13 protein-coding genes are annotated in these 13157 nt (G+C 74.7%); 3 read left to right on the top strand and 10 right to left on the bottom strand.

Annotation, left to right across the window (positions count from 1 at the left end):
- Nucleotides 1–6: 6 nt before the first annotated feature.
- The 3 genes from ybeY to BMW99_RS03840 all read right to left on the bottom strand — a co-directional run bounded on the left by ybeY (nucleotide 7) and on the right by BMW99_RS03840 (nucleotide 2794).
- Entirely contained in the window at nucleotides 7–501 is a 495-nt protein-coding gene (gene ybeY / locus BMW99_RS03850; RefSeq protein WP_069464423.1) for an rRNA maturation RNase YbeY, read from the bottom strand.
- A 13-nt stretch (nucleotides 502–514) separates the two neighbouring features.
- Nucleotides 515–1558 carry a PhoH family protein gene (locus tag BMW99_RS03845; RefSeq protein WP_069464422.1) on the bottom strand — a complete coding sequence of 348 codons (1044 nt, stop codon included), beginning with the start codon at nucleotides 1556–1558 and terminating at the stop codon, nucleotides 515–517.
- Nucleotides 1559–1684: 126 nt separating this feature from the next.
- Nucleotides 1685–2794 (bottom strand): carbohydrate kinase family protein, encoded by a 1110-nt coding sequence (locus BMW99_RS03840; RefSeq protein ID WP_069464421.1) that lies wholly within the window; start codon nucleotides 2792–2794, stop codon nucleotides 1685–1687.
- 105 nt (nucleotides 2795–2899) lie between these two features.
- Between BMW99_RS03840 and BMW99_RS03835 the strand changes: the two genes are divergently transcribed.
- Entirely contained in the window at nucleotides 2900–4213 is a 1314-nt protein-coding gene (locus BMW99_RS03835) for a family 4 glycosyl hydrolase (protein ID WP_075016219.1), read from the top strand.
- A 141-nt stretch (nucleotides 4214–4354) separates the two neighbouring features.
- Nucleotides 4355–5134: an HAD family acid phosphatase gene (locus tag BMW99_RS03830; protein WP_069465892.1), complete on the top strand. Its 780-nt coding sequence runs from the start codon at nucleotides 4355–4357 to the stop codon at nucleotides 5132–5134.
- 60 nt (nucleotides 5135–5194) lie between these two features.
- Here the strand turns inward: BMW99_RS03830 and BMW99_RS03825 are convergent, their stop codons facing one another.
- The 4 genes from BMW99_RS03825 to BMW99_RS03810 form a co-directional block, all read right to left on the bottom strand.
- Nucleotides 5195–6100 carry a ribonuclease Z gene (locus BMW99_RS03825; RefSeq protein ID WP_069465891.1) on the bottom strand — a complete coding sequence of 302 codons (906 nt, stop codon included), beginning with the start codon at nucleotides 6098–6100 and terminating at the stop codon, nucleotides 5195–5197.
- Nucleotides 6101–6123: 23 nt separating this feature from the next.
- Nucleotides 6124–6480 carry a histidine triad nucleotide-binding protein gene (locus BMW99_RS03820; protein ID WP_069465890.1) on the bottom strand — a complete coding sequence of 119 codons (357 nt, stop codon included), beginning with the start codon at nucleotides 6478–6480 and terminating at the stop codon, nucleotides 6124–6126.
- Between the two features lie 144 nt (nucleotides 6481–6624).
- Nucleotides 6625–9897 (bottom strand): S41 family peptidase, encoded by a 3273-nt coding sequence (locus BMW99_RS03815; RefSeq protein WP_075016271.1) that lies wholly within the window; start codon nucleotides 9895–9897, stop codon nucleotides 6625–6627.
- A gap of 64 nt (nucleotides 9898–9961) precedes the next feature.
- Nucleotides 9962–10348 carry a hypothetical protein gene (locus BMW99_RS03810; RefSeq protein WP_069467385.1) on the bottom strand — a complete coding sequence of 129 codons (387 nt, stop codon included), beginning with the start codon at nucleotides 10346–10348 and terminating at the stop codon, nucleotides 9962–9964.
- Nucleotides 10349–10477: 129 nt separating this feature from the next.
- On the opposite strand from BMW99_RS03810, the gene BMW99_RS03805 reads away from it, so the two are divergent.
- Nucleotides 10478–10669, top strand: coding sequence for a hypothetical protein (locus BMW99_RS03805; RefSeq protein ID WP_069467386.1), 192 nt, complete (start codon nucleotides 10478–10480; stop codon nucleotides 10667–10669).
- A gap of 97 nt (nucleotides 10670–10766) precedes the next feature.
- On the opposite strand, the gene BMW99_RS03800 is transcribed toward BMW99_RS03805, so the two are convergent.
- Genes BMW99_RS03800 through BMW99_RS03790 form a run of 3 tightly spaced genes read right to left on the bottom strand, consistent with a single transcriptional unit; the run spans nucleotide 10767 to nucleotide 13044 of the window.
- Nucleotides 10767–11249, bottom strand: a complete 483-nt coding sequence (locus BMW99_RS03800) for an NUDIX domain-containing protein (protein ID WP_069467384.1) — start codon at nucleotides 11247–11249, stop codon at nucleotides 10767–10769.
- A complete protein-coding gene (locus tag BMW99_RS03795; protein ID WP_075016218.1) occupies nucleotides 11246–11989 on the bottom strand; it encodes a 16S rRNA (uracil(1498)-N(3))-methyltransferase in 744 nt (247 codons plus the stop codon). The genes BMW99_RS03800 and BMW99_RS03795 overlap by 4 nt, the downstream gene beginning before the upstream one ends.
- Nucleotides 11986–13044 (bottom strand): nitronate monooxygenase, encoded by a 1059-nt coding sequence (locus BMW99_RS03790; RefSeq protein ID WP_075016217.1) that lies wholly within the window; start codon nucleotides 13042–13044, stop codon nucleotides 11986–11988. The genes BMW99_RS03795 and BMW99_RS03790 overlap by 4 nt, the downstream gene beginning before the upstream one ends.
- Nucleotides 13045–13157 lie beyond the last annotated feature (113 nt).

Below are 13157 nucleotides of genomic sequence, written 5' to 3'. Positions count from 1 at the left end.
TGCCGCTCAGTGGGTGGTGGGCGCGGGCGACGGGCCTTCCAGCCCGCGCCCGGCCCGCCAGTCGTCCAGGATCGCCTTCTGCAGCCCGAACATCTCGGCCTTCTCGTCGGTCTCCTCGTGGTCGTACCCGAGCAGGTGGAGGACGCCGTGGACGGTGAGCAGCTGCAGCTCCTCGTCCATGGAGTGCTTGGTCGGCGCCTCCTCGCCCTGCCTCTCCGCGACCTCGGGGCACAGCACGATGTCGCCGAGCAGCCCCTGCGGGGACTCCTCGTCCTCCTTGCCGGGCCGCAGCTCGTCCATCGGGAACGACATCACGTCGGTCGGGCCGGGCAGGTCCATCCACTGCAGGTGCAGCTGCTCCATCGCCGCCTCGTCCACGACGATCACCGACAGCTCCGAGAGCGGGTGGATGCGCATGCGGTGCAGGGCGTGACGGGCCACGTCGAGCAGCGCCTGCTCGTCGATGTCCCGGCCGGACTCGTTGTTGACGTCGATCGCCATGATGGTCGTTCGGCTACTTTCCGTGCGGTCGGGGTGCGGCGCCGTCGGCGTTGTCGTACCGCTCATAGGCGTCCACGATGCGTCCGACCAGCTTATGGCGTACGACGTCGGTGCTGGTGAGCCGGGAGAAGTGGACGTCGTCGACGCCCTCCAGGATGTCCTGCACCTGACGCAGCCCGCTCTTCGTGCCGCCCGGCAGGTCGACCTGGGTGACGTCGCCGGTGACGACCATCTTGGAGTCGAAGCCGAGCCGGGTCAGGAACATCTTCATCTGCTCGGCGCTGGTGTTCTGCGCCTCGTCGAGGATGATGAACGCGTCGTTCAAGGTCCTGCCGCGCATGTAGGCGAGCGGGGCGACCTCGATGGTGCCGGCCGCCATCAGGCGCGGGATGGAGTCGGGGTCGACCATGTCGTGCAGCGCGTCGTACAGCGGCCGCAGGTAGGGGTCGATCTTCTCGTAGAGGGTGCCGGGCAGGAAGCCGAGGCGCTCGCCGGCCTCGACCGCCGGGCGGGTCAGGATGATCCGGTTGACCTGCTTGGACTGCAGGGCCTGGACCGCCTTGGCCATCGCCAGGTAGGTCTTGCCGGTGCCGGCCGGGCCGATGCCGAAGACGATGGTGTGCTTGTCGATGGCGTCGACGTAGCGCTTCTGGTTCAGCGTCTTGGGGCGGATGGTGCGGCCCCGGCTGGAGAGGATGTTCTGCGTCAGCACCTGGGCGGGGGTCTCGGCGCCCTCGGCCGCGGCCCTGCCGTTGGCCCGCAGCATCGCGATGGAGCGCTCCACCGCGTCCTCGGTCATCGGCTGGCCGGTGCGCAGGACCAGCATCATCTCGTCGAAGAGCCGCTGGACCAGGGCCACCTCGGCGGCGTCGCCGACGGCGCTGATCTCGTTGCCCCGTACATGGATGTCGACGGCGGGGAACGCCTTCTCGATCACGCGGAGCAGGGCGTCCCCGGATCCCAGGACGGTCACCATGGGGTGCTTGGCCGGTACGACGAAGTGCGCGCGCGCCTGCTCCGGCGGCTGCGGCTGGTGCTTTGTCGGTGTCTGAGTCATGGGCCGGCGCTAGGGCCTGCTCATCCCGCCTTCTGCTGTTCGAGGTTTCCCAGGGTGTCCTGGAGGTTCCAAGCGTACGACGTGAGGCGCCCGCCGCCGAGGGGTTTAGAGCTGCCGCCCGGCCCCTCAGGCATGGCGGAAGCCGATGGTGGGGACGGCGCGGCGGCGCGGGCCGCAGCGCAGCGCGGCCGGCAGCAGCGCGTCGAGGAAGGCGTAGCGGCGCAGCGCCTCGGGGTCGGCGTGGGCCTGCCCGGACAGCGACTTGACCTGTTCCCACCAGGCGGCGATCTCGGTCCAGCCGGGGGCGGACAGCGAACCGCCGAACTCCTGGACGGACAGCGCCGCCGACAGCGAGGCGAACGCCAGCCGGTCGGCGAGCGGCCAGCCGGCGAGGGTGCCGGTGACGAAGCCGGCGACGAACACGTCGCCCGCGCCGGTGGGGTCCAGCGCCTCGACGAGCAGCGCCGGCACCTCGGCGGTCTGGCCGGTCGCGGAGTCCACGGCGCAGGCGCCCTCCGCGCCGAGGGTGACGACGGCGAGCGGGACGAGGTCGGCGAGCCGGCGGGCGGCCTCGCGGGGGCTGGAGGTGCGCGTGTAGCGCATGGCCTCCTCCGCGTTCGGCAGGAAGGCGGCGCAGTGCCGCAGGCCGTCGAGGTCGGCGCGGTCCCAGCGGCCGCTGTCGTCCCAGCCGACGTCGGCGAAGACCTTGGTGCCGGAGGCGGCGGCACGGGCGATCCACGCCTCGTCGTGCTCGCCGGGCTCCCCGCGCCGGCCCAGGGACGCCACGGCGGCGCGGGCGGGCACCGGGCAGGCGGGGACGGTGTCCTCGGGCGGCGGCGCCTGGTGGCCGTGGCTGACCATGGTGCGCTCGCCCTCGTAGGCCATCGACACGGTGACGGGCGAGTGCCAGCCGGGCACCTTGCGGGAGGGGCCGAGGTCGATGCCCTCGCCGCTCTCCAGGCTGTCCCAGCAGTAGTCCCCGTAGACGTCGTCGCCGAAGGCCGCGGCGAGGGTGGTGCGCAGGCCGAGGCGGGCCAGGGCGGTGGCCATGTTGGCGATGCCGCCGGGGCTGGAGCCCATGCCGCGGGCCCAGGACTCGGTGCCGCGCACGGGCGCGCTGTCCAGGCCGGTGAAGATGATGTCGAGGAACACGGTGCCGGTCAGGTAGACGTCGGCCTCCGGGTCGCCGGGGGCGCGCAGCGCGCCCAGCGGGTCGAGAACGGGCTGGTCGTCCATGGTTCACACTGTGCCTGACGGCACCGACAGTGCCCAGCAGGCCGGCGGGTGGCGGCGGGCGCGTGGCGGACCCGCGGGTGCCGCGGGTGAACCGGAGGAGGGGTCATGAGGCTGACGGTCCTGGGCGGCGGCGGTTTCCGCGTGCCGCTGGTGTACCGGGCGCTGGCGGGCGATCCGACGGTGACCGAGGTGGTGCTGCACGACACCGACGAGCGGCGGCTGCGGGTGGTGGCGTCGGTGCTGGCGTCGATGCCGCTGCCGGTGCCGGGTCCCGCGGTGCGGATCGCCGCGGACCTGGACGACGCGGTACGGGACACGGACTTCGTGTTCTCCGCGATCCGGGTGGGCGGCACCGCGGGCCGGGTGCGGGACGAGCGGGTGCCGCTGGGCGAAGGCGTGCTCGGGCAGGAGACGGTCGGCGCCGGCGGGGTGCTGTACGGGCTGCGGACGCTGCCGGTCGCCGTGGCGATCGCGGAGCGGGTGCGGGCGCTGGCACCGGAGGCCTGGGTGGTGAACTTCACCAACCCGGCGGGCATGGTGACCGAGGCGATGGCGCGGGTCCTGGGCCCGCGGGTGATCGGGATCTGCGACTCGCCGGTGGGTCTGGTGCGGCGGGCCGCGCGGGCGGCCGGCGCGGACCCGGACGCGCCCGGCTTCGGCTTCGACTACGTCGGGCTGAACCACCTGGGCTGGCTGCGGCGGATGTGGGCCGAGCCGGACGGTCCCGACCTGCTGCCGGGGCTGCTCGCGGACCCTGCCGCCCTCGAAGGGTTCGAGGAGGGGCGGCTGTTCGGGGCCGGGTGGCTTTCCGCGCTGGGGTCGCTGCCCAACGAGTACCTGCACTACTACTACTTCGCGCGCGAGGCGCTGGCCGCGGTGCGCTCCTCCGGGCGGACCCGCGGGGAGTTCCTGGACGCCCGGCAGGAGGCGTTCCTGGCGGCCGCCGACGAGGCGCCGGCCTCGGCGTTCGCGCTGTGGGAGGCGGCGCGGCGGGAGCGTGAGGAGACGTACATGGCGGAGAACCGCGCGGCGACCGGCGGTTGGGAGCGCGACCCGCACGACCTGGACGGCGGCGGCTACGACCGGGTGGCGCTCGCGCTGATGCGGGCGATCGCGCGCGACGAACGGACGACGCTGGTGCTGAACGTGCCGGGGGGCGGCGCGGTGCCGTTCCTGGACGCCGACGCGGTGGTCGAAGTGCCGTGCGAGGTGGGGGCGTTCGGGGCGCGACCGCTGCCGGTGGCGCCGCCCGACGAGCACCAGGCGGGCCTGATGCTGGCGGTGAAGTCGGTGGAGCGCGCGGCGATCGAGGCGGCGTCGACGGGGGCGCGGACGGCCGCGCTGCGGGCGCTGGCCCTGCACCCGCTGGTGGACTCCGCGGCCGCCGCCGACCGCATCCTGCGGGCGTCCGGCTGGTGAACCCGCCCTGAACTGGGGATTAACGCGAAAGTAAAACCGACGGTACGTCAACGATGCCTGACGCGCGTAGACAACCCTTGACCTGCTCAGATCAGGGGGTCTAAGTTGCGCCGCACCAACGAGCATCGAAGGAGCACCGCCATGCCCCGTGCACGTCTGTCCGTCCGCCGCTCCCTGGCACTGGCCGCCGCCGCGGCCACGCTCGGCGCCACCCTCTACGGCGTCGGCGCGGCCTCCGCGGACAACTCCGTGCCGCGCAGCGACAAGGAGATCACCAACCTCACCACCGAGATCTCCCAGATCAAGGCGTACTACGGCGACACGGTGGACGCCTCGGGCGAGCACTACGCCTCGGCCACCGGCAACTACGCCGCGCAGCTCGCCGGCATCGAGTCCAAGGCCACGTCCTACCTGGCGCGGGCCGGACGGCACGCCGACCGCCCGGCCATCGTCCTGGACGTCGACGACACCTCGCTGCTGACCTACAACTACGAGCTGGAGGTGGGCTTCAACTACTCCCCCGCCAGCAACCAGGCGTACCTGGACAGCAAGAACATGGCGCCGGTGTTCGGCATGGACACCCTCGCCAACTGGGCGGCGGACCACGGCTACACGGTCTTCTGGATCACCGGCCGGCCCGAGGCGCAGCGGGCCGACACCGTCCGCAACCTGACCGCGGTGGGCTACCGCGCCCCGGCCGACACCGCCCACCTGTACCTGAAGAACCCCGCCAACCCGCCCGCGTACCTGCCGTGCGGCGCGTCCTGCACGACGATCGACTACAAGTCGGGGACCCGCGCGCACATCGAGTCGCTCGGCTACACGATCGTCGCCAACTTCGGCGACCAGTACAGCGACCTGTCCGGCGGGCACGCGCAGAAGTCCTACAAGCTCCCGAACCCGATGTACTACCTGCCGTAGCGCGTCGCGCGCACACCCGGTCCCCGGGCCCGCGGACGGCACGCGGCACCACCGCGGCGGTCAGCGGCGCCTGGGGACGGGGACGTGCATCAGGTCCTCGGCGACGGTGAGTTCACCGGTGAAGCCGGCGGCGCGCGCGTCGGCGGCGAACAGGTCCGGGTCGCTGTAGCGCTGCGAGAAGTGGGTCAGCACCAGGTGGCGGACACCCGCCCGGCGGGCCACCGCGCCGGCCTGTCCGGCCGTCAGGTGCCCGTGGTCCGCGGCCAGTTCCGCGTCGGCGTCGAGGAACGTGGACTCGATGACCAGCAGGTCGCAGTCCGCGGCCAGTTCGTGGACCGCGCCGCACAGCCGGGTGTCCATCACGAAGGCGAACCGCTGGCCGGGACGCGGCTCGCTGACCTCCGCCAGGTCCACGCCGCGCAGCGAGCCCTCCCGTTGCAGCCGTCCGACGTCGGGGCCCGCGATGCCGTGCTCGGCGAGGCGTTCCGGCACCAGGCGGCGCCCGTCGGGTTCGACGAGCCGGTACCCGAACGACTCGACGGGGTGCGACAGCCTGGCCGCGGACAGCGTGAACGCGGGCGTCTCCGCGACGGCGCCGTCACCGGTGACGGGCCGCTCCCGCAGGTCGGCGGTCTCGTGATAGGCCGTGGAGTGGCGCAGCCGGTCGAAGTACCGCTGCCCGCTCGCCGGGTAGTACGCGGTGACCGGGTGCGGCACCCGGTCGAGGTTGATCCGCTGGATCACGCCGGCCAGCCCCAGCGAGTGGTCGCCGTGGAAGTGGGTGACGCAGATCCGGGTCAGGTCGGTCGCCGACACCCCGGCGTGCAGCATCTGCCGCTGGCTGCCCTCGCCGGGGTCGAACAGGATGCCCTCGCCGTCCCACCGCAGCACGTACCCGTTGTGGTTGCGCTGGCGGGTGGGCACCTGGCTGGCGGTGCCGAGGACGACGAGCTCGCGGGCGGACACGGTGTGCGGCCGGTCGTGCCGGGTCAGACCATGTGCGGCATGTCGCCGCCGCCCAGGACGTGCGCGTGCGCGTGGAACACGGTCTGGCCCGCCCCCGGACCGGTGTTGAACACCACGCGGTAGCCGCTGCCGTCGACCTTCTCCTGCGCGGCGACCTCGCCCGCCTCCCGCAGCACGTCGGCCGCGGCGGCGGGGTCGCCCGCGGCGAGCGACGCGGCGTCGGGGTAGTGCACCCGCGGGATCACGAGGACGTGCGTCGGAGCCTTCGGGCTGATGTCGCGGAACGCGACGGTCGTCTCCGTCTCCCGCACGACCGTCGCCGGGATCTCCCCCGTGACGATCCTGCAGAACAGGCAGTCGGGCTGCGGCTCTCCCGCCATGGCGGCTCCCCCTCGGGTCGTGGGCACGGGTCCGGGCAGCGCCGATGCTACTCGCTCGGCACGGGCCTTGATCGGCAGGGCGCGGCCCCGCCGGGCGCCGCGTGCGGGGAGGTGCCGCCGCGGGCCCGGGGGGGCGGACCGGCGTCAGGGCAGCGACGGCGGCTGCTTCGCGGGGCTGGCGGTCAGCGCGTCCAGCGCGAGGGTGACGGCGTGGTCGAGCTGCGGGTCGCGGTCGTGCGCCCAGTCCTGCGGGGTGGTGACGATCTCGACGTCGGGCGTGACACCGCGGTTCTCCAGGTCCCAGCCGTAACCGTCCAGCCACATCGCGTACTTGGGCTGGGTGACCCCGGTGCCGTCGACCAGCTCGTAGCGGCTGTCGATGCCGATGACACCGCCCCACGTCCGGGTGCCGACCACCTGGCCGATGCCCAGGGCGCGCACCGCCGCGGTGACGATGTCCCCGTCCGAGCCGGAGAACTCGTTCGCGACCGCGACGACCGGACCGCGGGGCGCGTCCTGCGGGTAGCTGAACGGCAGGCCGTTGCGCGGCACGTCCCAGCCGATGATGCGGCGGGCCAGCTTCTCCACGACCAGCTGCGAGGTGTGGCCGCCGCGGTTCTCCCGGACGTCCACCACCAGGCCCTCGCGCGCGACCTCCACCCGCAGGTCGCGGTGGAGCTGCGCCCAGCCGCTGCCGACCATGTCGGGGACGTGCAGGTAGCCGAGCCGGCCCTCGGACACGGCGTGGACGTGGGCACGGCGGCCGGCCACCCAGTCGTGGTAGCGCAGCGGCTCCTCGTCGGCGAGCGGTACGACCACCACATGGCGGACGGCGCCGCCGCCGGCCGGGCCGACGGACAGCTCGACGGGCTTGCCCGCGGTGCCCACGAGCAGCGGCGCGGGCCCGGTGACCGGGTCGACGGGGTGGCCGCCGACGGCCAGCAGGGTGTCGCCCGCGCGGACCGCGACCCCGGGCGCCGCCAGCGGTGAGCGGGCGTGCGGGTCGGAGGACTCGCCGGGCAGCACCCGGTCGATCCGCCACGTGCCGTCCTCCGCGCGGGAGATGTCCGCGCCGAGCAGGCCCTGGCGGTGCAGCGGGTCGCGGTAGCCGCCGCGCGGGGTGACGTAGGCGTGGGAGGTGCGCAGGTCGCCGTGGAGTTCCCACAGCAGGTCCACCAGGTCGTCGTGGGTGGCCACGGCGTCCAGCAGCGGGCGGTAGCGGGCGGCGCTGGCGTCCCAGTCCAGGCCGCCCATGTCGGCCCGCCAGAAGTTGTCGCGCATCAGCCGGTGCGCCTCGTCGAACATCTGCCGCCACTCGGCGGCCGGACGGACGGTGACCCGGATCCGGCCGAGGTCGACGCTCGTGGTGGAGTCCGAGTCGTCGGAGGAGTCGGCCTTGCTGTCGGCGGCCGTGATCCGCAGCCGCCCGTCACCGGCGACCAGCACCTTCGTGCCGTCGCCGGTGACCGCGAAGTCGTCGGCGTCGTCGGTGATCTCCTCCAGCCGCAGCCGCGTGAGGTCGTAGCGCTCCAGCACGGTGCCGGGCGGCTGCGCCTCGGGGGTGGCCAGCGCGGAGCCGAGGACGCCGGTCAGCGGGTGCCGCAGCCACAGCACGCCGCCCTTGGCCGCGCGCAGCCCCGAGTAGCGGCCGGCCTCCACGGGGAAGGGCACGATGCGGTCGGCGAGCCCGTCGGCGTCGACGGTGGTGGGGCGGGGCCGGTCCGCGGCGCCGTCGCCGTCGCCGTGCTCCTTGTCGTCGCCCTGCTGCCCGCCGCCGTCGGCCTCGCCGTGGGCGTCGTCGCCGTCGTCGTCGTACGGGCGGCCGTGGCGCTGCGGGCCGAACGGCGACGGCGTCGCGGCGGCGAGCGTCAGCAGGTAGGGACGGCAGGCGTTGGGGAAGGACAGGTCGAAGACCTGCGCGTCGTACACGGGGTCGAAGGCCCGCTCGGACAGGAACGCCAGGTGCCTGCCGTCGGCGGTGAAGGCGGGCGCGAAGTCCTGGAAGCGCAGGGGCGTCGCGTCGACCACGGTGAGGTCGGAGGTCGCGGCGAGCCTGATCTGCCGCAGCGAGCCGGGGCCGGGATGCGACCAGGCCAGCCAGCCGGAGTCCGGCGAGAACGCCAGCCCCGACGCGTCGCCCGCGTCGCCCGCGACGACTTCGCGCACCTCGCCGGTCTGCGCCTCGACCAGCAGCACCCGCCCGTCGTGGCTCGCGACCGCGATGCGGTGACCGTCGGGCGACACCTCGATCTCGTGCACCCGGCCCAGGCGCCCGGCCGCCAGGCGCCGCGGCGCGGTGCCGGCCGGCAGCCCGGTGGCGGGCGCGATCTCCAGCGCGTCGTCGCCCTCGGCGTCGGTGACCCACACCACGTGCTGCTCGCTGCCCTGCTGGAAGACCCGCGGGTGGCGGGTGCGCACCCCGGGGACCGCGGTCAGCGCCCGGGCCGGGCCGCCGCGGTGGGTGACCCAGTGGACGCCGCCGCGGATCTCCACGGCGCTGCCGCGCCCGGTGTGGTCGGGGCGCGCGTCGCCCAAGTGGTGGGCGGCGCGCACCGGGTGGGGCTGCAGATCGGTGCGCTGGCCGCCGAGCCGCACCTCCAGCGGGCGCGGCCGCGCCTCGTCGAGGTCGTCGAGCAGGTGGATGCGTCCGGCGCGGGCGTACGCGACGCGCGTGCCGTCGGTGGCGGCCTGGCGGGCGTAGAAGCCGGTGCCGACCGGGGTGTGGCGGCGCAGGCCCGTACCGTCGGGCAGGCTGGAGTACAGCGCGCCGTCGCCCTCGTGGTCGGACAGGAAGGCGATCCGCTCACCGACCCACATCGGGCACTCGATGTTGCCGTCGAGGTCGGCGTGCACGCGGTGGAACTCCCCGCCGCCGTCCGGGTCCAGCCACAGCTTCCCGGCGGTGCCGCCCCGGTAGCCCTTCCAGTACGCGGCCTCCCGGCCCATCGCCACCGTCTGCAGCAGCACCGCGCCGCCCGGCCCGTACGCCAGGTCGCCGACCGGCCCGTACGGCAGCGTCCGGGCCGGCCCGCCGTCCAGCGGCAGCCGGCGCGCCCAGGTGCGGCGCAACGACGCCTGGCCCTCGGTACTGATCACCACCAGGTCGCCGCCGGGCGTCCAGGTCCGCACCGCCGTACGGGAGTTGCCCCAGTACGTCAACCGCGTCGACGGGCCGCCGGCGAGCGGCGCCAGGTGCACCTCGGGGGCGCCGTCCCGCGTGGAGGTCCAGGCGACCTGCTCGCCGTCCGGGCTGATCCTGGGCCGCCCGACGGGCATGTCGTCCGCGCTGACCCGCCACGCCCGGCCGCCGTCCAGGGGCGCCAGCCACACGTCGTCCTCCGCGGTGAAGGCGATCAACTCCCCGTGCGGATGCGGGTTCCTGAGGTACGACGGCGGCGACGGCCGTGCGGATGTCAGTGGCGTCTGCGAAGGCTGCGCGGGCTGCGCCGGCTCGTTGGTCACCGGGCCACCCTAACTTCGCTCAGCTCCTCCCCGGGCTGCTGTGCCGCACGCAGTCGCCGAGTCCCCCGACGTCGAACACCGTCCTGCCGCCGGCGACCGCGACCAGCCGGCCGCGGACGCACGTGTCGTCCCTCTGCTCGGTGACGGTTCCCTTGACGGTGATCTTCCGCTGGTCGTCGGTGCGGCCCAGGCAGTCGACCTTCGCCGACCTGGTGCCGGTGGTGGCGCTGCACGAGAGCCACTGCACCTTGACGCCGTCGTGTTTCAGCTCGTGCGTGGCCAGTTGGTCCGTGGTGACGGACACGGCACTCGCCCCCAGGCCGTCCGCGGGGTCGCACCCCGCGACGGCCGCGGCGGCGACCGCGCAGACGGCCCCGGCCAGCCAGACCTTCCCTTTTCGTCCCATCCCCCCACGTTCCCCCCGCAGTCGGGGCGGGTCCATCCCCCGAAGGGCCCACGCGGCCCCTACGGGTCGCGTGACGGTCCGCCTACACTTCGCGCCGTGGAAGCGATCACGTGCACCCAGTGCGGCGCCATCGGTCTGGAGCCGGGTTTCGTCGAGGACTCGGGCCAGGGCACGCGCGGCTACGCCCGCTGGATAGCCGGGTGGTTGCAGCGCGGCCCCCTGGGCAACGCCAAGCGCATGGGCCGTCCGCGCTGGCAGATCGAGGCGTTCCGCTGCCCGGCGTGCGGGCACTTGGAGCTGTTCGCGGCCAAGCCCGACTAGTCCGCCGGGCGTTGGCGACACCGGACGGTTGCGACGGCAGCCGGTTGCGGTGGCGACGGTTGCGGCGGCGGACGGCTGCGGCGGCGGACGCCGCGGGTCACTCCCAGCGGTGCAGCGTGGGTCCGACCAGGCCGGCCCGCCAGGCCCGCACGATCTTCTCCGTGCTCGGCACGAACTCCCGCGGCAGGGAGTCGAGTTCCGCCCACCGCACGTCGTCGTGGCGGTCCGGCTCGCGGTTCTCCGGCTCGCCCGACCACGCGGTGGCCGCGAACACCACGGTGAGGTAGCCGTGCGGCGTCCCGGTGCCGGCCCCGGCGTGCAGCACGTGCGCCAGGGTGAGCGCCTCGGGGGCCACCACCAGCCCCGTCTCCTCGCGCAGTTCGCGTACCGCGGCGGCCGTCACGGGCTCGCCCGGCTCGACCTTGCCGAGCGGCAGGTCCCACAACCCGTGGCCGAAGCTGCTGCCCCGGCCGCGGCGCAGCACCACGATCCGGTCGCGCGCCGCGTCGTGGACGATCACCGCGGCGACGAGCAGCGTCGACGCGGCACTCCCCGGGTCCCCGGCCGTCCGCCCCGTCACGACCAGCGGCCGGTGCGGGTCAGCAGCAGCGCCGTCGCCGCGACGCCCGCGGTGGAGGTGCGCAGCACCGTCGGGCCGAGCCGGAACGGGGGCGCGCCCGCCTCCTCGAACAGGGCGATCTCCTCCGGCGAGACGCCGCCCTCGGGGCCGACGACGAGCACCAGCGAGCCCCGCTCGGGCAGCGCGGCTGCGGCCAGCGGCGCCGCGCCCTCCTCGTGCAGCACGCCCGCGAAGTCGGCGGCGCCGAGCAGGTCCGCGACCTGACGGGTCGTCATCAGGTCGGACACGTCGGGGAACCGCAGCCGCCGCGACTGCTTGGCGGCCTCCCGCGCGGTGGAACGCCACTTGGCCAGCGACTTGGCGCCGCGCTCCCCGCGCCACTGGGTGACGCAGCGGGACGCGGCCCAGGGCACCACCGCGTCGACCCCCGCCTCCGTCATCGTCTCCACGGCCAGCTCGCCGCGGTCGCCCTTCGGCAGGGCCTGCACGACGGTGATGCGGGCGGCCGGCGCCGGCTCGGTGCGCAGCTCGTCGACGTCGACGTGCAGCAGGTCCTTGCCCTCGACCGCGGCGACCGTGCCGTGGGCGCCGCGTCCCGCGCCGTCGGTGAGCACGACCCGCTCCCCTGGTGTCAGCCGCCGCACGGAGACGGCGTGGCGGCCCTCCGGGCCGTCCAGGATCAGCCGCGACGGGGCGCCCTCCAGGGCGCCCGGTTCGACGAGGAACACCGGCGCCGTCATACCCGCGCCTCCCGGGCTTCCTGCAGCTCGGCGGCGAGCGTCTCGACGAGGGCCCCCGCGGACAGCTCGCGGGCCAGCCGGTGCCCCTGCCCGGCCCACAGCGACATCCCCTGCGGGTCGCCGGCCTCCGCGGCGGCCTTGCGCAGCGGCGAGGTCAGGAAGTGGATCTGCGGGTAGCCGGGCGGCGCGTAGGGGCCGTGGTCGCTCATGAAGCGGTTGACCAGGCCGCGGGCCGGACGCCCCGAGAACGCGCGGGTCAGCTCCGTCCGGGCGAACACCGGGTCCGTGACGGCCCGCTTGTGCACGGGGCTGGCGCCGGACTCCGGGGTGACCAGGAACGCCGTGCCGAGCGCCGCCGCGTCCGCGCCGGCGGCCAGGACCGCGGCGATCTGGCTGCCGCGCATCAGGCCGCCCGCGGCGATCATCGGCAGCCGCACGGCCTCGCGCACCTGCGCGATCAGGGAGAGCAGGCCGAGGCCGGCGTGGTCCAGCTCCGGGTCGTCGCGGTGCGTGCCCTGGTGGCCGCCGGCCTCCACGCCCTGCACGCACAGCGCGTCGGCGCCGGCCCACTGCGCGGCCTGCGCCTCCGCGGCGGACGTGACGGTGACGACGGTGTACGTGCCGGCCTTCGCGAAGGCGTCCAGCACCGCGCGGTCCGGGCACCCGAAGGTGAAGCTCACCATCGGCACCGGGTCCTCGAGCAGGACCGCGACCTTCGCGTCGTAGGCGTCGTCGCCGCCGGCGTCCGCGTCGCCCAGCTCGGTGCCGTACCAGGCGGCCTCGCCCGACAGTTGCTCGGCGTACACCCCGATCGCGGAGGGGTCCGCGGTCGCGGGCTGCGGCATGAACAGGTTGACGCCGAAGGGCTGCGAGGTCAGGTCCCGCAGCTGGCGGATCTCCTCGTACATCGCCCCGGACGTCTTGTACCCCGCGGCCAGGAAGCCGAGCCCGCCGGACGCGGCGACCGCCGCGGCCAGCCGCGGGTTCGAGCCGCCACCGGCCATCGGGGCCTGCACGATCGGATACGCCGCAAACGAGGAGAGGGTCACCGCCATGCGGTCATATTCCCACGCCCCCCACCCACCCCACCCGCGGGTGGCCCCCCGGCCGACAGCTGGGCCACCCGACGCCCGCGCACGGGCGAGGGGCGACCCTCAGGGGCGCGAGG

Origin of the sequence: Actinacidiphila rubida, assembly GCF_900110255.1 — a bacterium.
GTDB lineage: Bacteria > Actinomycetota > Actinomycetes > Streptomycetales > Streptomycetaceae > Actinacidiphila > Actinacidiphila rubida.
The sequence above is the reverse complement of the archived record's forward strand: the minus strand, read 5'-3'. Positions and strand labels throughout refer to the sequence as shown.